Origin of the sequence: Actinopolyspora xinjiangensis, assembly GCF_900104475.1 — a bacterium.
Classification (GTDB): domain Bacteria; phylum Actinomycetota; class Actinomycetes; order Mycobacteriales; family Pseudonocardiaceae; genus Actinopolyspora; species Actinopolyspora xinjiangensis.
The window spans coordinates 211545-231042 of record NZ_FNJR01000003.1 but is presented as its reverse complement, the minus strand read 5'-3'; the positions used below and the strand labels follow the sequence as shown (position 1 = coordinate 231042).

Genomic DNA, 19498 nt, shown 5'->3' with positions numbered 1-19498 from the left:
CCCGGTGATGAGTCCGCAGACCCGGATGGCTCGTGAACGGCGTACTTCCCGGCGGAACTGGAGCTTTCCCCCGCTGGATCCCACGGAGCACGAGCGGGCGAGCGCGCTCCACCGGGCACAACACCGCCAGGGCGTGGTCACGCTGTGCTGGCTGTTCGTGCTCGTGTTCGGGCTTCCCCTGCTGCAGGCCGTCGTGCCGATGCCCGTATCGCTACGCCTGGCCGGAATACCGGTGGCCTGGCTGGTTCCGGTACTCGTGCCCCTCCCGGCCATGGTGCTGCTGGCGTGGCGGCAGTTGTGGCGTGCCGAGCGGCTGGAGCGGCGCTGATGGTGGCGGTGCTGGCGGTCACGCCGGTGGTGCTGCTGACCCTGTTCGTCGGGGTGCGCGGTGTCGCGGCGATGCGTACGACCTCGGACTTCCTGGTCGCGTCCAGACAGGTATCGCCGCTGCTGAACTCGGCCGCCGTTTCCGGGGAGTACCTCTCGGCCGCGTCGTTCCTCGGGATCGCGGGCATGATGGTCAAGGACGGGGTCGGCGCCCTGTGGTACCCCGTCGGCTTCACCGCCGGTTACGTGGCGATGCTGGTGCTGGTGGCGGCGCCCATGCGCCGTTCCGGTGCGTTGACGGTTCCCGACTTCGCCGAGGCGAGGCTGTCCTCGGCGGTGCTCCGGAAACTGACCGCCGTGGTGGTGCTGCTGATCGCGGTGCTGTACCTGGTCCCCCAGTTCCGCACGGCGGGACTGGTGCTCAGCGCGGTCGGGGCCACCCCGTACTGGGTGGGCGTGGTCATCGCGGGCGCAGTCATCAGCGTGACCCTGGCTCTCGGTGGGATGCGGGCGGCCACCTACGTGCAGGCGGTGCAGTTCTGCCTGAAACTGCTGCTGTTCGCGGTGCCTGCGGTCTGGCTGGTCGTCTTCTCCGGAGCCGGCGTGCGGCAGCAGGCGCTGCACCCCGTGGAGTTCGACCGTTTCGAGCAGCGTACGCGGGTGGAGTTCCGGATCGGGGTCACCTTCCGGATCACCGAGCCGACGCGGATTCGACTGCCGGAAGGGGGAACCCGTGTGCTGCGACCCGGCGCCCACGACATCCGGGCGGGGGAGGTCCTCGTCTTCCCGGCGGGTGAGCCCGTTCCGCGGGTGGGGGCCGGCGGACTTCCGGGCGGGGAGCGGTGGCGGCTTCCGTTGCTGGACGTCGCCGACGCCGGGCACCCGTTGTTCGGCACGTGGGCGGTACTGGTCGCGACCATGTTCGGCACCATGGGACTTCCGCACGTGGTGGTGCGGTTCCACACCACGCCAGACGGGGCGAGTGCACGTCGAACCGCCGCGTTGACGGTGGGCCTGTTGAGCGTGTTCTACCTGTTCCCGGGGATCTACGGGGCGTTGGGCAGGGTGCTGCTGCCGAGACTGTACCTGTCGGGGGGTACCGACACGGTGGTGGTCGCGCTCCCGGCGCGGGTGGACTCCGGCTGGGTGGGCACCCTGTTCACCGTGCTGCTGACCGGTGGCGCCTTCGCCGCGTTCCTCGCCACTTCGCTGGGGCTACTGCTGGTGCTCGCCGGGGCACTCTCGCACGATCTCGTGCCCGGAGGTCTGGGACGGTTGCGCGGTACCGCTCCGCTCGCTGCGGGAGTGATCATCCTGCTCGCGCTGTCCGCGGCACCGCTGGAGACCAACATCCTGGTCACATGGGCGTTCACGCTGGCGGCGGCGACCTTCTGTCCCCTGCTGGTGCTGGGGATCTGGTGGTGGCGGCTCACGGCGACGGGGGCGATCAGCGGTGTGCTGGTCGGGCTGCTCGGATCATCGGCCGGGATCGTGGTGACCCTGTTCGGGCCGGAGCTGCACGGCTGGCTGGCCATTCTGCTGGCCCAACCGGCGCCGTGGTCGGTGCCGCTGGCCTTCGGCGCCATGGTGCTGGTCTCGTTGCGCGGGCGTTCTCCCTCGTGGGCGAGGTCCGCCATGCTGCGGCTGCATCTGGACCGGACCGCGAGGACCGAGTCCGGGTCGTGACAGCGGTGGAACCGGACTTCGCCCGGTCACGTTCGTCCGGATCGCCCTACCGCTCGTCCACCGCTCGTCGCACGGTTCGCCCATCGGTCGCAGCTGTCTCCCCAACACGACGTGATCTTCCTACTGTGCCTTGAGTCACTCGTTCGTGTTAGGAGGCGGTTGTGACAACCGAGGAATCCGAGTCCCGGGATCCCACGGCGGAACAGTGGACCGAGGCCCACGCCAGCGCGGACTTCGTGGCGCTGCGACGCAGGCTGCGCGGGTTCGTGTTTCCCGTGGCCGCGTTGTTCCTGGGCTGGTACCTGCTGTACGTGCTGCTCGCCGACTACGCCCACGGGTTCATGTCCGTCAAGCTTTTCGGCAACATCAACGTGGGCCTGGTACTGGGACTGCTGCAGTTCGTGTCCACCTTCGTCATCACCGGAATCTACGTGCGGTTCGCCAACCGGCGGCTCGACCCGGTGGCGGGCAGGATCCGCGAGGACATCGAGGGGAGGTCGGAATGACTCCGTTGGCGCAGAGCGGTGGACTGCAGGGTAGCAATCCGATCATCAACATCAGCATATTCGTCGCTTTCGTCGTCGTGACGCTGGTCGTGGTGCTGCGTGCCAGCCGCACCACCAAGACCGCCTCGGACTACTATGCCGCCGGACGCGCGTTCTCCGGCCCGCAGAACGGCATAGCCATCTCCGGTGACTACCTGTCCGCGGCCTCCTTCCTCGGCATCGTCGGCGCCATCGCGCTGTACGGTTACGACGGTTTCCTGTACTCGATCGGTTTTCTCGTGGCGTGGCTGGTCGCTCTGCTGCTGGTCGCCGAACTGCTGCGCAACACCGGCAAGTTCACCATGGGTGACGTGCTCGCCTTCCGGATGCGGCAACGTCCGGTGCGGGCGGCCGCGGCCACCTCCACCCTGGCGGTGAGCTTCTTCTACCTGCTGGCGCAGATGGCCGGAGCAGGCGTGCTGGTCTCGTTGCTGCTGGGGATCAACAACCCGGCGGGGGTCAGTCTGGTCATCGCGATCGTGGGCGTCATCATGATCGTCTACGTGCTGGTCGGCGGGATGAAGGGCACGACCTGGGTGCAGATCATCAAAGCGGCGCTGTTGATAACCGGTGCCGCCGCGATGACCCTCTGGGTGCTCGCCAAGTACGGTTTCGACTTCTCGGCCGTGCTGCAGGGAGCCGTGGACAAGGCGGGGGCCACGGGTGAGCGGCTGCTCGAACCGGGAGCCAAGTACGGCACCTCCGAGATCAGCAAGCTGGACTTCCTGTCACTGGGACTCGCGCTGGTGCTCGGGACCGCGGGGCTGCCGCACGTGCTCATGCGGTTCTACACCGTGCCGACCTCTCGTGAGGCACGTCGCTCCGTGGTGTGGGCGATCTTTCTGATCGGTCTGTTCTATCTGTTCTCTCTGGTGCTCGGCTACGGCGCGGCGGCCATGGTCGGGCCGGAGACGATCGGCCAGGCACCGGGAGGGTCCAACTCCGCGGCGCCGCTGCTGGCGCAGGCGCTGGGTGGACCGGTTCTGCTGGGATTCATCTCCGCCGTCGCGTTCGCCACCATCCTCGCCGTGGTGGCGGGGCTGACGATCACGGCCTCCGCGTCCTTCGCGCACGACATCTACGCCAACGTCATCAAGAGGGGCGAGGTGGCCGACAAGCAGGCGGAGGTCCGTGTCGCGCGGATAACCGCCGTGGTCATCGGTGCGGTGGCCATCGTCGGTGGCATCCTCGCGCGCAACCAGAACGTGGCGTTCCTGGTGGCACTGGCGTTCGCGGTAGCCGCCTCGGCGAACCTGCCGACGATCCTGTACTCGCTGTTCTGGCGACGGTTCAACACCACGGGCGCGTTGTGCAGTATCTACGGTGGCCTGTCCATCGCCGTGCTGCTCATCGTGTTCTCCCCGGCCGTGTCCGGCAGCGAGACCGCCATGCTCAGCGGGGTGGACTTCCACTGGTTCCCGTTGGAGAACCCGGGACTGGTGTCCATCCCCGCCTCGTTCTTCCTGGGCTGGCTCGGCACGGTGCTCTCCGGTGAGCACGACCAGGCCAAGTACGCCGAGATGGAGGTGCGCTCGCTGACCGGGGCGGGGGCGGAGAAGGCCTCCTCGCACTGAGGCCCCGTCTCGACGTCCCGGTCCGGGTGTCCGGGGAACGGGCAGTTCCCCGGACACCCGGTCACACCTTCCGCCCGAGGCATGTCGGTCGCACTGCGGTAGCCCGTGCTCCCGCCTCCGGTCCCGGAGGGGCGGATCAACCCTTCAGGAAGTTCAACAGGTCCTCGTTGAACTTTTCCTTGTCACCAGGCACATTGGCCAGACCGTGTCCGGCTCCCGGGTAGACCTTCAACGTGGCGTCCGGGATGATCTCGGCCGACTTCCTGGCCGAGGCCTCGATGGGCACTATCTGGTCGTCGTCGCCGTGCACCACCAGGGTGGGGATGTCGAACCGCCTGAGGTCCTCGGTGAAGTCGGTTTCCGAGAACTGCTTCACGCAGTCCAGACCCGCCTTGAGGCCCTGCCGCATGGCCATCAGCCAGAAGGCGTCCTTGTTGCCCTGGGTGACGTTGTTGCCCGGCCGGTTGCTGCCGAAGAAGGTCTCGGTGAGGTCCTGCCAGAACTGGGATCGTTCCCTGCGCATGCCCTCGCGGATACCGTCGAAGACGTCGATGGGCGTTCCCTCGGGGTTGGAGGCCGTCCGCAGCATCAGTGGTGGTACAGCCGCCAGCAGCACCGCCCTGTCCAGCCGTGAGGTGCCGTGCCTGCCGACGTAGCGGCTCAGCTCGCCCCCTCCCATCGAATGCGCGACCAGGGTGACACCGCGCAGGTCCAGCGTCTCGATGAGCCTGGAAAGGTCGTCGGCCCAGGTGTCGTTGTCGTTACCGTACCAGGTCTGCGTGGAGCGACCGTGTCCTCGCCGGTCGTGTGCGATCGCCCGGAAACCCCGCTCGGCCACCGCGTTCAGCTGGTCGTCCCACGCGTCGGCGTTCAGCGGCCAGCCGTGGATGAAGATCACCGGAGGTCCGTCCCCCCAGTCCTTGTAGAAGATCTCCGCTCCGTCGTGGGTCTCGAAAGTCGGCATCGCTCCCCCTCGATCAACGATCGACCCGGTTGCTCTGACGCGGCCGTCACGCCCCGGCAGGCTCCTCGTATCGGGGACACCGCGCCACTGGCGTGGTGGAGTGAGAGCCGAGAGCGGCGTGCTGTTCCGGTGGAAGTTGGCCGCTCCCGGTTTGTTACCCGGGGAGCCGACGGGCCAAACGGGTCGGTGCGGCGAGCACGGCGGGGTTCCGAGGTGAGGTGGACCCTCTGGGAATCGGGACCGAGCGGGACGCCCCGCAGGAACGTGAAGAACTGTTCGTGAAACGGTCGGGTCAACCGCCGCTCCCGTTCCCGGAGAGAGCCCGACGACGGCGCCACGGTCTTCTTCGGAGCTTCGTTCCGCCATGAACGCGAGGTAGGCGCTCACGACGGTGCGGAGGGCCGAATTGGACCACGAATTCGTGCGGTACTCGCTGCTGAGGGGCGGCTCGACCACGGATGGAACCAGGTGAGCGTGTTCCTTCGGTGGTGTCCACGTGGCCGGAGCCGCAGCTCCGTCGCGAACACGGCCAGCGGGAAGCGCCCGGCGGCGGACGGAGTGGTGAACGGGGTGAAACAGCGTTCCACCAGCCTGAGCCGGAGCTCCTTGTCCGGGGTGAGGTGCGGGTGCAGTCCCGAGTGCTGTTCCTGCCAGCGTCGGATCACCTCGATCTGGCGCGTGCCGTGGCCGTGGCAGATCAGGTGGACGTCTTAAGGTACCCGACTTCCGTTTCTCCAGCTGGTGCAGGAACCCCACGAGCTCTCCCGAACCGTCGCCGTTGGCCGGTCCGGACAGCTGCTCGGCCAGCTCCGCGCGCAGTAGCACGTCGTGCTCCCCCGTGGTGGGGAGAAGGACCCTGCCCGAGCCTCTGTCGGGATCATGGCTGTCGTCGACGGCCACGGCCGTCATCGACTCGGGAGGTGCGATGTGCAGCGCCGTGCAGGCCGATCCGGTGGTGGTGTCATCCGTCCGGCTGGCATGGGTGGTGCCGATGCCGAGCCGGTGCGGTATCCGTACCACTGAGGACGGCGAGACCCCCCGCTCGTTCGGCGAGGGTGCGCTTGGTCCAGCCGTTCCCGTGCGGTGGTGGCTCGGTCAGCACCGCTGCCACGATCGTCTGTACCCGCTCCTCGGAGATCGACCGCGGTGCGCCGGAGCGGGGGCGGTCCCGTCGGTCCTGGATCCTGGAAACGTACCCGTCACTTGCCGACCACCCGTTGCGGAAACGCCCAGAGCGCGCGACGGCGGCGTCCGACGAGCCGCGGGCGCACTCCAGCACGATGCGGCAGCGCAGCGCGACCGCCTGAGAGGTGGACGGCAGTCGGATCCAGCGCGACAGCCACTCCCGTTCCGCTTCCGACAGCGACAGCCGAGTTCTGGAACCGCTGGTGCCCAGCATCGGTGATGCTAGGGGAAGCAGCGGTTCACGAGAACGGCTCCGAGGGAGGCGCTACCCGGATACAGCAACCGGCGTCCTCCGGCAGCGCGATGGCGGGCGGAGGACGCCGGAAGGTTTCCGCCTCAGGGCCAGAGGCGTCGGCTCGCCAGTTCCGCCCCCTGGGCCAGCGCTTCCAGCTTCGCCCAGGCCAGCTGCGGATGGACGCGCCCGCCCAGTCCGCAGTCGGTCGAGGCCACGACCCGCTCACGTCCGACGCACTCGGCGAACCGCACGATGCGGTCGGCGACCAGTTCGGGGTGCTCGATCACGTTGGTCGCGTGGCTGACCACCCCGGGCAGGAGCAACTTGTCGTCCGGCAGCGCGACGTCCTGCCAGATCTTCCACTCGTGTTCGTGCCGGACGTTGCCTGCCTCGAAGGAGTAGGCCCGTACGTCGATGGAGAGCAGGATGTCCACGAGGTCCCGCATCGGCAGGTCCGTGGTGTGCGGACCGTGCCAACTGCCCCAGCACAGGTGGAACCGGATCCGGTCCTTCGGCAGCCCGCGGATCGCGTGGTTGAGCGCCTCCACCCGCCGCATGGTGAACCGCCTGTAGTCCTCGACGGACGGTTCGGGGTTGATCTGGTCCCAGTTCTCCGCGATGGCGGGGTCGTCGAGCTGCAGGATGAGTCCGGCGTCGATGATCGCCTTGTACTCCTCGCGCATCGCGTCCGCGCACGCGTAGAGGAACTCCTCCTGACTGTCGTAGTACTCGTTGCCGATCCGCGAACAACTGGCCGGGGCGATCGAGGTCATGAACCCCTCGTCGAGCCCGTTTGCATCCAGAGCCCGTTTGAATCGGGCGATGTCGGCGTTGATCGCCTCGTGACCCACGTACTTCAGTGGTCCCCGGCACACGGGGAAGCTCATCGGACTGGTGGAGACGTCCACCCCAGCGGAGGGGTCGGCGTACGCCTCGGCGAACCTGACCCGGTCACGCCGGTTGCCGAAGCTGGTCAGGACCACCTCCTCTCCTGACCTGGACGCGTCGTGGGTCAGTTCGAACAGCGAGGCGTCGGCGAGTTCCAGGCCGCCGAGCCGTTGGAACGAGTACGACCACCAGGCGCCGTAGTCCACCCGCTGGCTCATCGATTTGCCGAACTCCCCGTCGCCGACGAAGTCGAGTCCGACGTTTCGCTCCCGTTCGACCAGTTCGGTGACGGCCTTGTCCGCGCCCCGCTGGTACCGCTGCTCGTCGATGGTGCCTTCCGCGCGGGACCGGTTGAGCTCGATGAGTTCGTCGGGACGCGGCAGGCTCCCCGCCTGGGTGGTAAGGATGCGGTCGGTGCTCGCACGCATGGCCTCGTTCCTCTCCTCGAGGGCTACTGCGGAAGTCATGCTTACCCCGAGATCGTGAATTGGCAACCGTGCAGGTACGTCCCCGTCGGCGGACGCTTCGAGCGGTGCGGGAGCGCCTCGCCGCTCCGAACGGACTTGCGGTCCGGACCACAACCGGTGACGCGCCGTCGTTTCCGAGCGGCTCGATCACACGACCGGTGTCATCCTCGGACCGTGTCCGAGCATCCCACCGCCGACCGGCCGCGACCGTCCGCCGCCGAACTGCGCGCCTGGCGCAGGATGCTGGCCGACGAACGGGCAGAGGCCGCCGTCTACCGCCAGCTCGCCGAACGCAGGCACGGGGAGGAGCGGGAGATCCTGCTGCGACTGGCCGAGGCCGAACAACGTCACGCTGACCACTGGCGACGGCTGCTCGGTGAGCACGTGGGAGAGCCCCGCCGCGCCACGCTCCGGATGCGCCTGCTGGCCTTCCTGGCCCGTGGATTCGGGTGGATCTTCGTCCTGGCGCTGGTGCAGCACGCCGAGAACCGCTCCTACTACGAGTTCCGGGCCGACGCCACCGAGGCCATGGCCGCCGACGAACGCGTTCACGGTGAGGTGGTCCGCGCGCTGGCCGCGCAGGGGCGGGCACGGATGTCGGGAACGCTGCGTGCGGCCGTGTTCGGGATCAACGACGGTGTGGTCAGCAACCTGGCCCTGGTGCTGGGGGTGATCGGCGGTGGTGCGAGTCCGACGCTGGTGGTGCTGACCGGACTGTCCGGTCTGTTGGCGGGAGCGCTGTCCATGGCGGCGGGGGAGTACGTCTCCGTGAGTTCGCAGCGGGAGCTGATCGCGGCGGGCCGACCGGACGACACGGCCGGTGGGGTACTGCCACGACTGGACGTTGACGCCAACGAACTGGCGCTGGTCTACCGCGCCCGCGGGATGTCCGCCTCGGAGGCCGAGCGCCGTGCCGAGGCGATGTTGAGCCGATCCGTTGTCGAGCGGTCACCCGCTCGGGAGGAGTCCGACGGGGAAGAGGTGGTCGGCAGTGGCATCAAAGCCGCCGCCTCCAGCTTCGCCGCGTTCGCCGTCGGTGCTCTGCTGCCGGTGTTGCCCTTCCTCATGGGGCTCGACGGCGTCCCCGGTGTGCTGGTGGCCGGAGGGTTGAGTGGTGCGGCGCTCTCGTCCACCGGTGCGACGGTGGGGGTGCTCTCCGGCGTCTCCCCGCTGCCCCGAGCGCTGCGCCAACTCGGCATCGGGGCGGGCGCGGCCGGGTTGACCTTCCTGCTGGGGCTGCTTTTCGGAGTGACCGCCTCCTGAAACAGGACTGTCGCGGTGCCCGAGAGTACGTCCTCCGGAGCCCGTCCGGGCCGTCACAGCACCGGGACCTTCTCACAGCGGTGCGTTCGCGCCGCCGCTCAGGATCGGGAGAGGGCCTCGACGAGTTCTCCGACCCGTGGTTCCGGAACGCTCGTCGCCAGGTCGGCGACCGTGACCATGCCCACCAGGCGTTGTCCGTCGATCACGGGAAGCCGGCGGATCCGGTGCTCGCTCATGATACGCATCGCCTCGTCGGTGGAGTCGTTCGCGCCGATGGTGACCGCCTCCTGCTGGTTGAGGTCACCGGCCGGGAACGTTCCGGCGTCACGCCCCTCGGCCACGACCTTGACCACTATGTCCCGGTCGGTGACCATTCCCTTGATCCTGTCGTCCTTGCCGCAGATGGGCAGTGCTCCGACCCCGAGCCGTGCCATCATTCGCGCGGCGTCGGCGGCGGTCTCCCCGGTGCGCACGCAGTCGGCACCGGCGTGCATGATCTCCCGTACCGTGTTCATCGGCTTCCTCCCGTCATCTTCAGTGCCCGTTCTCGTCGGTGCCCCGGCTGTCCGGAGTGGTCCGTACCGTGGGAAGTCGCCCTCGTGGCGGGATTCGAGCCCTTCCTGCGCGCGTGCGTGCTCCCTCCCGGCGGAGCACCCCTCCCGTTGATGGGGTTTCCGATGGGATCGGTGGGCAAACCTCCGGGGTTCAGCCCGGCTCACCGCGTCGTTTGCGGTGCGCCACCCAGCCGAGATCGAACAGCGCGACGACCCCCAGCGCCACGAGAACCCAGCCGAACCAGGCCAGGGGAGGCAGGTAGACGAGCAGCGCCACACCCGCGCCGAGGCAGAAGATCGTGCCGAAACCGGCCAGCCACAACCGCGGGGTCAACGCGCTCAACCCGGAGGGCGCGCCGGTCAGCCGGGCGAACCAGTCGTGGTAACCGGGCAGCCCACGTGCGTAGTGGGCCCGTGTCCGCTCGTCGTGTCGCCGTGCGTCCATCCCTCTCGGGGTTCCCGGCGCCGAACCCCGCTGAAACAGCCGAGCGGGGTGAGGCGGGTGCGCGCGGCATCAGTCGCCTGCCCCCCGCACCGGACGTTCCGGTCGGTCGAGTCGGGAGCCGTCGGGCTGATCCGTTCTCCTGCCGGGGGCGGGTTCGCTTACCGCAGTTCGCGTGCGAAAAGCCCGGCTGCGGCTTTCGGGTCGAACCAGGTCGATTTGGGGGGCATGACCAGTCCCGAGTCCGACACCGCCATGACCTGTTCAACGGTGGGCGGGTGCGGGACCAGGCAGATCGCGTTCCGGTGGGAGCACCAGCACCGTCCCCCGCTCTCGTGGTTCTGGCCGTCCAGGCCGTCCGCGGCGACGATGTCCGATACGGCGGGCAGCAGCCACTCGTCGAGCAGCACCGCGTCCAGCCCCGCTCGTACCTGATCAGCATCGGTGGGAGCGCGTAGCCGCAGTCGGAAGCACCGGTCGTTGACGCGCAGCAGCACCACGCCCGGGGCCGGGTTGCTCGTGGTGGTCGAGGTGCATTCCTCGATCCGAGTGATCAGTGGCAGCGCCGCCAGCTGCTCCAGCACCCACGGCGTGGACAGTTCGCGATCGGCGGGAAGGCAGCGGTGGTAACCGAGGATGCGCATCTGGCTGCTGGGAAACAGTGCCGCCAGGGTGAACGCCCGTGTGTCGTCGCCGGGGGAGTGCGGTCGTGACTGTCCGTTCCGCTCGGCGACCGCCATCCGATGGTGGCCGTCCGCGATGTAGAGAGCGGGTACGTTCGCCAGTTCGTACTCCAGCGTTCGGGCCAGTTCGGCGTCCCGCCGGATCCACACGGTGTGTTCCACCCCACCGGCCGAGTCCGCGCGGATGTCCGGTTCCCGCGTGGTCGCCCGTTCGAGGAGATCACGCAGGCGAGGGCGGTCCCGGTGGGTGAGGGTGACCGGCATCTGCTCGACACCGCCCGCTTCGGTGAGCTGTTCGATGCGGCGCTCCCGCTCCGGACGGGTCGCCTCGTGGCGGCGGATTCTGCCCGCCCGGTAGTCGTCGAGCGAGACCTCGACCACCACGCCGGTCTGTTGATGCCTGCCCGCTCGCAGTCGGTAGACCACCACGGCAGGGAGCGGGGGATGGACGAAACCGCCGCTGTCCAGCAGGCGCCTCACCCGCTCGGGGGCGAGGGAGCCGTCCAGCGACTCGACCCACCGTTGGTCGATCACCAGCAGTCGTGGGGACCGCACCGTGATCCCGGTGGAGCGGTGTTGGTGATCCTGAGGGGCGGTGGTGACGTGCTGGGTACGCGGAGGACTCATGCGGCACCCCCGGAACGAGCCGACACCGCCACACTGCCGGGACGGTCGACGGAAAGGGAGTCCTCGTTGACGCAGTGCAGCACGGTGCCCGCGTCGAAGCTCTCGACCATGCGCACCACTTCGTCGGACACGGCCCGTTGCGCTTGTTCGGTGGAGGCGCCGATGTGGTGCGTGCCGTACACGTTGGGGTGAGCGGCCAATCGGGACTCGATGGTTCCCCTTCCGCTCTCGGGCTCTTCGGAAAAGACGTCGATACCCGCTCGCACTCCTTTGGTGTCCATGGCCTCGATCAACGCGTTCTCGTCGATCAGCTCGCTCCGGGAGGTGTTCAGCAGGATGGTTCCCGGGCGCGCCTGCGCCAGCAGCTCCCGGTCGACGATGTGGCGGGTGGTGTCGGTCAGCGGCAGGTGCAGCGACAACACGTCGCAGGTCCGCGCCAGTTCGTGCGGGTCGGCGACGAACTCGATACCGAGCTCCGTGGCCCGGTCCTTGGTCCGCGGGTCCCGTTCCGGGTTCTCCACCGCGTGGACGTGGGTACCGAAGGCCACCGCTCGTTCCGCGAAACGCAACCCGATCCGGCCGAGACCGAACACACCCACCCTGCGCCCGTATATCCCCCGGGCATGCGAGTAGTGCTGCTTGTTCCAGCGGCCGGCACGCAGGTCGGCGACGCCGTCGGGGATGCCGCGATCCAGGGCCAGCAGCAGTCCGAAGGTGAGCTCGGCCACCGCCACGGCGTTGCGGCCGGGGACGTTGCAGACGTGCACACCGATTCCCGATGCCGTCGCGCGATCGATTGTGTTGGTGCCGGAGCCGGCGCGGATCACCATCCGGAGCGCGTCGGCGCTCTCGAGTGCCGCTGAGGTGACCGGGGTGCTGCGAACGACGAGGATCTCGGTGCCGAGCAGTGCTTCCCGCAGCTGTTCGGAGTCGAGTTCGGGCCGGTAGTGGCATTCGTGGCCGAGTTCGGAGAGTTCGGTCAGGGAGTCTTCCGGGAAGGTGTCGGCGACGAGGATTCGCATCGATTGCTCCCTTGCGATCAGTGGACCGCCCCGGTGGTTCCCCGGATACGCCGAGGGCAACCGCACCAGTGGCCCCTCAACAGCGCAGTATCACGAACGATAGCACCTTGTTGCTTATTGCGCACCGAATTGCTTATAACGCAATGTTGGCCCGTCGGGGGGTTAACGTCAACACCTGCTCGCCGTACGGAGGGCGCAACTCGCCCGACAGCGTGAACATCACCCGTCCCGGCGGAGATCCCGCACGCGTGTTCTTCCCGTCACCGCGGTTCGGCGAGATCACTCCTGACCGACAGGTGCTCCGATGGTGGGCGCCGGCGGGCACGTATCCGGGAAGCACCGCCGGAGGATGCCACCGCCCCGGCCCGTGCGATCACGCGCTCTGCCGGGCATCCACGGGGGTGGGCGATTCCACCGAGCAGTTCGAGGAGACCGCCATGTCGGATACCGAGATCACCGTCGTGCCGGACAGGCAGGACATCGTGCTGAGCCGCGTGTTCGAGGCACCGCGCGACATCGTCTTCCGGGCCTGCACCGATCCGGCTCTGGTGCCCCGCTGGTGGGGGCCGGGCCACTACAACACCACTGTGGAGCGGGACGATGTCACAGCTGGGGGGATCTGGCGCTACACCAGTCGTGACGAGAACGGGGTCGAGTACCGCTTCCACGGCGTGTACCACGAGATCACCCCGCCCCACCGGATCGTGGCCACCTTCGAGTTCGAGGGAATGCCCGGTCACGTCTCGCTGGAGACCGTGACGCTCTGGGAGAACGGGGCGGACAGAACCCGTTACGTGGGCACCTCGGTGTTCCAGTCCGTGGCCGACCGGGACGGGATGGTCCAGGCCGGCATGGAAGAGGGAGCGAGAGAGGGGATGACCCGGCTGGCCGAGGTGATCCGGGTGCTGCGGGAGCGTTCCGGTCAGTGAGCGGATCCGGAGCCTGGTTCCCTCGGGCGTGGGAGGTACGTTCGGTCCCGCGCGCCGGTGCGGGTGTCGCGTGACCCCGGGCCGCTCGCCGGTGGCTCAGCCCTTCGTGGTGGGCTCCACGGTGAGCTCGTACCGTGCTTCGGTGCTGAACTCACCGCTGCTGCCGCGCAGCGTCAGCGTGTGCTTCCCCGGGGAGAGGGGCGGAACGCGTAGCCAGAGCCCACAGCCGAATCCCCGCACCGTTCCCGAGCGCGTCTCATAGGTGATGCCGGTCGGTTCGATCCGTCGCAACGTTATCTCGGTGCCGTCCACCGAGGCCGTGCCTTCGGCTTCGGCCAGGAAGTCCCCGCAAGCGGCGGCGGTGTCGGTGATCCGGTTGACAACCGGTCCCGCCAGCGGCGAGTCCGCCGGAACACGACAGGAGCGCCGCACGGTACCGCCGTAGGTTCCCGCCACGAACCAGACCAGTTCCGGCTGGTTGACGGCGCAGAATCGGCCGGTGGCGTCCCGTACGGGATCCTGTCCTTCCGGAGCCGATCTCGCCCAACTCCACCAACGTGACTGCAACTCGGCGTCGGTCATGGGCTGGTTTCGCGAGGTTCCCTCCGTCGTGGCGGCGGTGGAGGTCTCGGCCGTGGATTCCTCCCCCTCAGGGGACCGGCCTTCGGGGGACTGAGTCGAGCACCCGGTCACCACCAGGGCGAGCAGTACCGACAGGAACAGGGAACAGCGCCGCATCCTGGTGAACGTAGTCCGGTTCCGATCTCGCTCGGAAGTGTAAGAACGGCGAAGTTACTCGATCGTAGTTCCCAAGCGGAGAGCTCGGGGACGGCTTTCCGGTCCCGGAGACCGGTTCATGCCGGTGAGGGTTCACCCACGATCTCGGAACAGGCCAGGCCGTCACCCGCGGCGGGGTTGCCCCGTAGTCCGAGTGCCTGTTGTTGTCCGAGTTCCGCGCACCGCACCACTGAGTCGTTCACCAGCAGTGGGGCCATTTCCCGGATCGCCGCGGTGTAGGCGAGCACCCGATCGGGAGTCTGACCGTTCTCCAGCTCGATCGCGGTGGAATCGTGCAGCCGGACCAGCCGGTAGCGTTTCCCGCGACCTTCGCAGCGGTCGAGTACCCGGCGCTGTTCGGCCGTGGCGTACCAGACCGTGTGCTGCTCGGTGACTCCCGACGCCGCGGCGAGCACGGCGGGCCGCTGGCCGTCCCGGGGACGCAGCCCCGAGGACCACACCGCGGCCAGGCCGGAGCACTCCGCACGCAACACCACGGCCGGGCCGGTCAGGGCCAGGTTCTCGCGCAGCCACCCGATCTTCTCCGGGCACGCGTTGGAGCCGTAGGCCAGTACAGGCCGCCGTCGCCGCAGTGGTGCGGCGCCCTGCTCGACGAGCCACGCGTCCAGACAGAGGTCTGCTCCGTTGCCGGTGCGCACTCGCCACCCTGAGGGTGTCGTGGGGTCGGGCAGCAGTGGGTACCCGACACCGTCGAGGTGGACGAAGGAGCAGTCCGGGCGCGCACCGGGATAGGGATGTTCGGGATACTCGGCTTCGGCGAACGGTTCGACCGTGCGGGACCGCGTTCGCAACTCGGGAACGGCCATCGGCCGCCCACTCTTACAGTCGAGCACGTCGGCACGCTGCGACCGTCATCACATTCAGTGGGGTTCAGTGCGGTTGATGTGACGAGTTCTTCACTTCCGTGCCCCACCTGGAGAGCGCACACCGCCGTTCGGCCGAGCATCGTCGTGCGCTGTTCGGTGCCTTGCTGCGCCCCCGCCTCCGAGGGGCTCCGTCGGTGTCGTTCCCGTCGGTTCGGGAGATGCCCCTCCGGGGAGAGACGAGCGAGGCCCGCTCACCGCGCGGTGAGCGGGCCTCGTCGTATGTGTTCCGGGTTCGAAGCTCGGAGTCAGAGCGCCCGTACGGTGTCGGCCTGCGGGCCCTTGGCGCCCTGGCTGACCGTGTACTCCACTTCCTGCGCCTCGTCGAGCGTGCGGAAGCCCGGTGCGTCAATCGCGGAGTAGTGTACGAAGACGTCGGGGCCGCCGTCGTTGGGGGCGATGAAGCCGAAGCCCTTCTCCGAGCTGAACCACTTCACGGTTCCCTGCGGCATGGCTGTCTCCTTTCGGGAGCTGTTTAGGTCACCGGTGGCCGTCCCGTACGGCCACCCAACGGTCGTGGATCTCAGACGGCGCCTACTCCAGCTACACCAAAGACAGCTGCTCGCCCGCACCAACTATCTGCGAACGTGCTCTAACACGACTCCAGAAAACGACCGAGGCCAATCATACACACCTTCGTCGGCGGGTGCAGTACTCGCGCGGCAACAGATCGAAAAGCCCGTGCCCGCGCTCTCGGGCACAGTGGGTGAGCGCGTGTGGCAACGAACCGTCGTGAAGGTGGTACGGGCGTGAGAAGACGGAACGAGGACGACTCCGAGTCCCCCGAGGACGTCGACACCACCGCGGACCGGCCCTCGTCCGGTCGGTTCGCCGGCGAGATACGCGACGCCGTGTCGGGCCGGACGTTTCTGCTGATCGTCGGGGTGCTGCTGTTGCAGCTCGGCTTCATACTGTCCTACGTGGGGGCGTTCCACCAACCCGCTCCGCACCGGATCGCCGTGACCGTCGTCGGTCCCGCCCCCGCTGCCGAGCCCATGGCGGACCGGTTGGACGATCTGCCCGAGGAACCGCTGCGAGCTCGTACCGGCGTCGACCTGTCGAGCGCGCGGCAGCTGCTCACCGAAGGTGCCACCTCGGCGGTGTTCGTGCTCGAACCGGCCTCCTCGGCCGATCGGCTGCTGCTAGCCACGGCCGGTGGTTCGGCAAAGGCCGAGGCGGTGGAACGAATCGTCGGTCAGGTCCAGCGGGAGAGGCAGCGCTCGCTCTCGGTGCGCGACGTGGTTCCGGCCCAGCCGGGGGACTCCCGAGGGCTGACGGGGTTCTACCTGGTGGTGGGGTGGACCGTCGGCGGGTACCTTGTGGCCTCGTTGCTGGGGGTGTCGAGGGGGGCGCGTCCCGCAAATCCGACCCGTGCGTCGATCAGGTTGGCCGCCGTCGTGCTCTACGCGGTGGTTTCCGGGCTCGGTGGAGCGCTCGTGGTCGGGCCGTGGTTGGAGGCGCTGACCGGACACGTCGTCCCGCTCTGGTGGCTCGGCGCGTTGTTGGTGTTCGCGGCCGCGGCGGTGACCATGGCGTTTCAGGCGTTGTTCGGGGTGCTGGGCATCGGTTTGACGGTGTTGCTGTTCGTCGTGCTCGGGAACCCGAGCGCGGGAGGCGCCTATGCCCCCGAGATGCTGCCCGCCTTCTGGCGTGCGATCAGCGGGGCGCTGCCCAACGGCGCCGGGACCGAGGCCGTGCGTCACATCGTCTACTTCGGCTCCCACCACGTGACGGGCGACGTGCTCGTCATCGCTGCCTACGCCCTGGGAGGAGTGGTGGTGGCACTGCTGGGGGCGTTGCTACGGGCCCGTCGCGAAGACGGCGATCCCAGCGCGGGCGCCTTCTACTGATCGTTTCGGACCGCGGATCAGCGCGGGGTGTAGTACGCGACTCCTTCCACCAGTTCGGTGTCGAGGCGTCCCTGTTCGACGAGGAGCTTCAGGTGGACCGCGGTCTCGAGTACCGCCAGGGCGCGGTTGAACGTGTCGAGTTCGTCCAACGCGTATCCGTGTCGGGTCCAGGTCAGCGTCCGCGCCGCGTGGTAGGCGGTTTCCGCGCCCTCTGCGACCGTCGTGGCCATGGTCGTCAACCGTCGTTCGTGGTGTCGCAGCAGTTCGTCGACCCGGGAGTGCACGCTCGTCCCCGCCGGGCCGTGGGCGGGCAGCATTCGCGCGTCCGGCAGCGAGCGGACCATCCGCAGCGAGTCGAGGTAATCCCGTAACGGCAACGGGTTGGGGGCCTGTTCCAGCGCGATGGAGGGGGAGATGTGCGGCAGCACGTGGTCACCGGTGAACATCAGGCCCTCGGCCTCGTCGAGAAACACCACGTGGCCTCGGGTGTGGCCCGGTGTCGGGAGCACGCGCAGTGTTCGTTCCCCCAGGCACAGGTCCGTCGTTTCGTCGAGCCATTCGTCGGGCTCCTGCCAGGTGCCTTCCGGGGGAAGGGCTTCCGGGATGTCGAACTCGGCGGCCAGTGCGTCGACGAGGTTCTTGGCACCGCACTCCAGCAGTTGCTCGCGCTGGGTTCGCATCGGTACGTGATCGGAGGCCATGAGGCGTCGCAGGTTGGGCCGTTCCGCGGCTCCGAGTCCGATTCGGCATCCGGTCTCGTTCCGCAGTGTCACCGCCTGGGTGTAGTGGTCCCGGTGGACGTGGGTGACGAGTACACGGGTTATGTCGGTGAGCTCCGCCCCCAGCGTGGCCAGTGCTTCGGCCAGCCGGTCGCGGGACTCGGCAAGCGCCCAGCCGCCGTCGACCAGGGTGATGGCCGAGGTGTCACGAATCGCGTACACGTTCACCGCGCGCAATCCGTCCCCGGGCATCGGCAGCGGAATCCGATGCACCCCCGGGGCGACCTCGTGGGCTCCCGGTCGTGTCCAGTCCGCACCCGACATGCTCACCTCCACGGCGTCAACCTGTGATCGGCAGGCATACCACGCGGTCGGTATTCGATCGAGCGGGTGCGACACAGCTCACCAACCTCTTCGGATAGCGGGGTGCCGGGGACGACGCGAGTGGGGCCGCCTACGCGGTCGTGCCCGAACGGCACGTCTCGCGAGGAGCCGATGGTTCCCGCCGCCTCGGAGCTCTGCCGGAGCGGGACCGTCGGCGGGAGTCCCCGGCCGGTCTCTCACCGCGGTTGTGTGAAGCACTACCGCCGGGCGGTGGCACGAGGAAGGCTCATCAGGTCGTACCCCAGCGGACTGGAAGTTCCCGCAGGGAGCGGATGAAGCTGCCCGGCTTCCAGCGCGGCTCCTCGCCGTCCAGGGCCGTTTCCATGTGGGGGAAGCGACGCAGCAGACCCTCAAGCCCCACCTCGAGCTCGATCTTGGCCAGCTGGGCCCCCAGGCAGCGGTGCACTCCGCTGCCGAAGGCGAGGTGGTGGTTGTCCACGCGTTCGACGTCGAGGGTGTCGGGGGCGTCGAAGACATCGCCGTCACGGTTCGCCGAGGACAGCGCGACGAGCACGGTATCGCCCTCGCGCACGGTCACTCCGTTGAGGACGACCTCCTCGAGAGCCACCCGGGGAAAGGTCACGTCGAAACCGAACAGTGGCACGTAGCGCAGCAGTTCTTCGACCGCACCGGGGATCAGCTCGGGATTCTCGCGCAGGCGTCGCCATTGTTCCGGATAGTGGCGCAGCAGCACCAGGACCGAGTTGGCGAGCTGATTCTTGGTCGTCTCGTGACCGGCGGCGAGCAGCGTGAGCCCGAATTGCACGAGTTCCTGCTCGCTCAGTTTGTCGTCCTCGTCACGAGCCGAGACCAGGGCGCTGAGCAGGTCGTCGGTGGGATTCCGCCGTTTTTCGTTCACCAGGTCGGTCGTGTAGTCCTGCAGTTGTTCCCAGCCCGCCTGTACCTCCTCGAGAGGAGTTCCGGTCACACTGGCGATCTTCTCCGTCCAGTCGCGGAATTTGGACTGGTCCTTTTCGGGGACGCCGAGTATGGTGCATATGATTTTGATGGGAAGCGGGGCGGCGAAATTCTCGACCAGGTCCGCGGGGCTCCCGTGCCGCGTGAGCCGGTCGAGCAGTTCCTCGGAGGTCTGCCGCACGTAGGGGCGCAGTCGCTCGATGCGGCGAACCGTGAAGGCCTTGGCGGCCAGTTTGCGGATACGGGTGTGCTCGGGAGGGTCCGAAGCCAGGATCGACCCGGGTTGCGGCGCGAACGTGCCCAGTCTCGGAATGTCCTCGTCGAGACTTCTGGCCAGGCTGAAACGGTTGTCCGACAGGACGAACCTCACGTCCTCGTTCCGCGTCACCAGCCACACCGGCACGCCCGACAGCACGACCCTGCTCACCGGGTTTTCGGTTCTCAGTCGAGTGTAGATCTCGTCGACGTGGTTGGCCGAGGAGTTGGCGAAGGGGAAAACCGGTGTTTCCGTGTTGGGTGTCTGCACAACGTCCTCCCGGTGGGATTTTGCGCGGTTCTTCCCCGCGCACGGGGGC

Annotated in this window: 19 protein-coding genes; 7 read left to right on the top strand and 12 right to left on the bottom strand. The window is 68.2% G+C overall.

Translation table 11 applies throughout. The features are described from left to right. The first annotated feature begins 7 nt into the window (after positions 1-7). From BLQ75_RS05975 to BLQ75_RS05960, 4 genes are all read left to right on the top strand, one after another. The gene (locus BLQ75_RS05975) at positions 8-328 is read left to right on the top strand and encodes a hypothetical protein (protein ID WP_244515272.1); all 321 of its coding nucleotides are present in this window, start codon (positions 8-10) and stop codon (positions 326-328) included. Continuing rightward, positions 328-2013 carry a sodium/solute symporter gene (locus BLQ75_RS05970; RefSeq protein WP_092599002.1) on the top strand — a complete coding sequence of 562 codons (1686 nt, stop codon included), beginning with the start codon at positions 328-330 and terminating at the stop codon, positions 2011-2013. Before BLQ75_RS05975 ends, BLQ75_RS05970 begins: the two co-directional genes overlap by 1 nt. Positions 2014-2174: 161 nt before the next feature. After that, positions 2175-2519 (top strand): DUF485 domain-containing protein, encoded by a 345-nt coding sequence (locus tag BLQ75_RS05965; RefSeq protein WP_092598999.1) that lies wholly within the window; start codon positions 2175-2177, stop codon positions 2517-2519. Continuing rightward, the gene (locus tag BLQ75_RS05960) at positions 2516-4132 is read left to right on the top strand and encodes a solute symporter family protein (protein ID WP_092598995.1); all 1617 of its coding nucleotides are present in this window, start codon (positions 2516-2518) and stop codon (positions 4130-4132) included. Before BLQ75_RS05965 ends, BLQ75_RS05960 begins: the two co-directional genes overlap by 4 nt. Before the next feature lie 136 nt (positions 4133-4268). Here BLQ75_RS05960 and BLQ75_RS05955 read toward each other — a convergent pair whose 3' ends face one another. The 3 genes from BLQ75_RS05955 to BLQ75_RS05945 all read right to left on the bottom strand — a co-directional run bounded on the left by BLQ75_RS05955 (position 4269) and on the right by BLQ75_RS05945 (position 7832). Beyond that, positions 4269-5096: an alpha/beta fold hydrolase gene (locus BLQ75_RS05955; RefSeq protein ID WP_092598992.1), complete on the bottom strand. Its 828-nt coding sequence runs from the start codon at positions 5094-5096 to the stop codon at positions 4269-4271. A 961-nt stretch (positions 5097-6057) separates the two neighbouring features. Next, positions 6058-6495: a COG3415 family protein gene (locus BLQ75_RS05950; protein ID WP_092598989.1), complete on the bottom strand. Its 438-nt coding sequence runs from the start codon at positions 6493-6495 to the stop codon at positions 6058-6060. Between the two features lie 122 nt (positions 6496-6617). Further along, on the bottom strand, positions 6618-7832 hold the full coding sequence (locus tag BLQ75_RS05945; protein WP_092598987.1) for a cobalamin-independent methionine synthase II family protein: 1215 nt from the start codon (positions 7830-7832) through the stop codon (positions 6618-6620). A gap of 213 nt (positions 7833-8045) precedes the next feature. Between BLQ75_RS05945 and BLQ75_RS05940 the strand changes: the two genes are divergently transcribed. Further along, positions 8046-9134 (top strand): VIT1/CCC1 transporter family protein, encoded by a 1089-nt coding sequence (locus BLQ75_RS05940; RefSeq protein ID WP_244515269.1) that lies wholly within the window; start codon positions 8046-8048, stop codon positions 9132-9134. Between the two features lie 98 nt (positions 9135-9232). Here BLQ75_RS05940 and BLQ75_RS05935 read toward each other — a convergent pair whose 3' ends face one another. The 4 genes from BLQ75_RS05935 to BLQ75_RS05920 all read right to left on the bottom strand — a co-directional run bounded on the left by BLQ75_RS05935 (position 9233) and on the right by BLQ75_RS05920 (position 12462). Then, entirely contained in the window at positions 9233-9649 is a 417-nt protein-coding gene (locus BLQ75_RS05935; RefSeq protein ID WP_092598984.1) for a CBS domain-containing protein, read from the bottom strand. A gap of 190 nt (positions 9650-9839) precedes the next feature. After that, a complete protein-coding gene (locus BLQ75_RS05930; protein WP_092598981.1) occupies positions 9840-10133 on the bottom strand; it encodes a hypothetical protein in 294 nt (97 codons plus the stop codon). A 158-nt stretch (positions 10134-10291) separates the two neighbouring features. Beyond that, positions 10292-11440, bottom strand: a complete 1149-nt coding sequence (locus BLQ75_RS05925; protein WP_092598978.1) for a DUF1015 family protein — start codon at positions 11438-11440, stop codon at positions 10292-10294. After that, positions 11437-12462: an NAD(P)-dependent oxidoreductase gene (locus tag BLQ75_RS05920; protein WP_092598975.1), complete on the bottom strand. Its 1026-nt coding sequence runs from the start codon at positions 12460-12462 to the stop codon at positions 11437-11439. The genes BLQ75_RS05925 and BLQ75_RS05920 overlap by 4 nt, the downstream gene beginning before the upstream one ends. 437 nt (positions 12463-12899) lie before the next feature. Between BLQ75_RS05920 and BLQ75_RS05915 the strand changes: the two genes are divergently transcribed. Beyond that, positions 12900-13391, top strand: a complete 492-nt coding sequence (locus BLQ75_RS05915; protein ID WP_092599664.1) for an SRPBCC family protein — start codon at positions 12900-12902, stop codon at positions 13389-13391. Between the two features lie 96 nt (positions 13392-13487). Here BLQ75_RS05915 and BLQ75_RS05910 read toward each other — a convergent pair whose 3' ends face one another. The 3 genes from BLQ75_RS05910 to BLQ75_RS05900 form a co-directional block, all read right to left on the bottom strand. Next, positions 13488-14129, bottom strand: a complete 642-nt coding sequence (locus tag BLQ75_RS05910) for a hypothetical protein (RefSeq protein WP_211481191.1) — start codon at positions 14127-14129, stop codon at positions 13488-13490. Positions 14130-14245: 116 nt separating this feature from the next. Beyond that, the gene (locus BLQ75_RS05905) at positions 14246-15022 is read right to left on the bottom strand and encodes a hypothetical protein (protein WP_244515268.1); all 777 of its coding nucleotides are present in this window, start codon (positions 15020-15022) and stop codon (positions 14246-14248) included. A gap of 278 nt (positions 15023-15300) precedes the next feature. After that, positions 15301-15504 carry a cold-shock protein gene (locus BLQ75_RS05900; RefSeq protein WP_043573284.1) on the bottom strand — a complete coding sequence of 68 codons (204 nt, stop codon included), beginning with the start codon at positions 15502-15504 and terminating at the stop codon, positions 15301-15303. 297 nt (positions 15505-15801) lie between these two features. Here BLQ75_RS05900 and BLQ75_RS05895 point away from each other — a divergent pair, with 297 nt between their 5' ends. Next, on the top strand, positions 15802-16902 hold the full coding sequence (locus BLQ75_RS05895; RefSeq protein ID WP_244515267.1) for an ABC-2 transporter permease: 1101 nt from the start codon (positions 15802-15804) through the stop codon (positions 16900-16902). 17 nt (positions 16903-16919) lie between these two features. Here the strand turns inward: BLQ75_RS05895 and BLQ75_RS05890 are convergent, their stop codons facing one another. Together BLQ75_RS05890 and BLQ75_RS05885 are read right to left on the bottom strand one after the other, a co-directional pair. Beyond that, positions 16920-17945, bottom strand: a complete 1026-nt coding sequence (locus BLQ75_RS05890; RefSeq protein ID WP_170837350.1) for an MBL fold metallo-hydrolase — start codon at positions 17943-17945, stop codon at positions 16920-16922. Between the two features lie 289 nt (positions 17946-18234). Beyond that, on the bottom strand, positions 18235-19449 hold the full coding sequence (locus tag BLQ75_RS05885) for a cytochrome P450 (RefSeq protein WP_092598966.1): 1215 nt from the start codon (positions 19447-19449) through the stop codon (positions 18235-18237). Positions 19450-19498 lie beyond the last annotated feature (49 nt).

Excerpts from the sequence above, each read along its gene's own strand:
- BLQ75_RS05975 (WP_244515272.1), top strand. The coding sequence starts at position 8 with ATGAGTCCGCAGACCCGGATGGCTCGTGAACGGCGTACTTCCCGGCGG.
- BLQ75_RS05970 (WP_092599002.1), top strand. The coding sequence starts at position 328 with ATGGTGGCGGTGCTGGCGGTCACGCCGGTGGTGCTGCTGACCCTGTTC.
- BLQ75_RS05960 (WP_092598995.1), top strand. The coding sequence starts at position 2,516 with ATGACTCCGTTGGCGCAGAGCGGTGGACTGCAGGGTAGCAATCCGATC.
- BLQ75_RS05955 (WP_092598992.1), bottom strand. The coding sequence starts at position 5,096 with ATGCCGACTTTCGAGACCCACGACGGAGCGGAGATCTTCTACAAGGAC.
- BLQ75_RS05950 (WP_092598989.1), bottom strand. The coding sequence starts at position 6,495 with ATGCTGGGCACCAGCGGTTCCAGAACTCGGCTGTCGCTGTCGGAAGCG.
- BLQ75_RS05945 (WP_092598987.1), bottom strand. The coding sequence starts at position 7,832 with ATGCGTGCGAGCACCGACCGCATCCTTACCACCCAGGCGGGGAGCCTG.
- BLQ75_RS05935 (WP_092598984.1), bottom strand. The coding sequence starts at position 9,649 with ATGAACACGGTACGGGAGATCATGCACGCCGGTGCCGACTGCGTGCGC.
- BLQ75_RS05930 (WP_092598981.1), bottom strand. The coding sequence starts at position 10,133 with ATGGACGCACGGCGACACGACGAGCGGACACGGGCCCACTACGCACGT.
- BLQ75_RS05925 (WP_092598978.1), bottom strand. The coding sequence starts at position 11,440 with ATGAGTCCTCCGCGTACCCAGCACGTCACCACCGCCCCTCAGGATCAC.
- BLQ75_RS05920 (WP_092598975.1), bottom strand. The coding sequence starts at position 12,462 with ATGCGAATCCTCGTCGCCGACACCTTCCCGGAAGACTCCCTGACCGAA.
- BLQ75_RS05915 (WP_092599664.1), top strand. The coding sequence starts at position 12,900 with ATGTCGGATACCGAGATCACCGTCGTGCCGGACAGGCAGGACATCGTG.
- BLQ75_RS05910 (WP_211481191.1), bottom strand. The coding sequence starts at position 14,129 with ATGCGGCGCTGTTCCCTGTTCCTGTCGGTACTGCTCGCCCTGGTGGTG.
- BLQ75_RS05900 (WP_043573284.1), bottom strand. The coding sequence starts at position 15,504 with ATGCCGCAGGGAACCGTGAAGTGGTTCAGCTCGGAGAAGGGCTTCGGC.
- BLQ75_RS05890 (WP_170837350.1), bottom strand. The coding sequence starts at position 17,945 with ATGTCGGGTGCGGACTGGACACGACCGGGAGCCCACGAGGTCGCCCCG.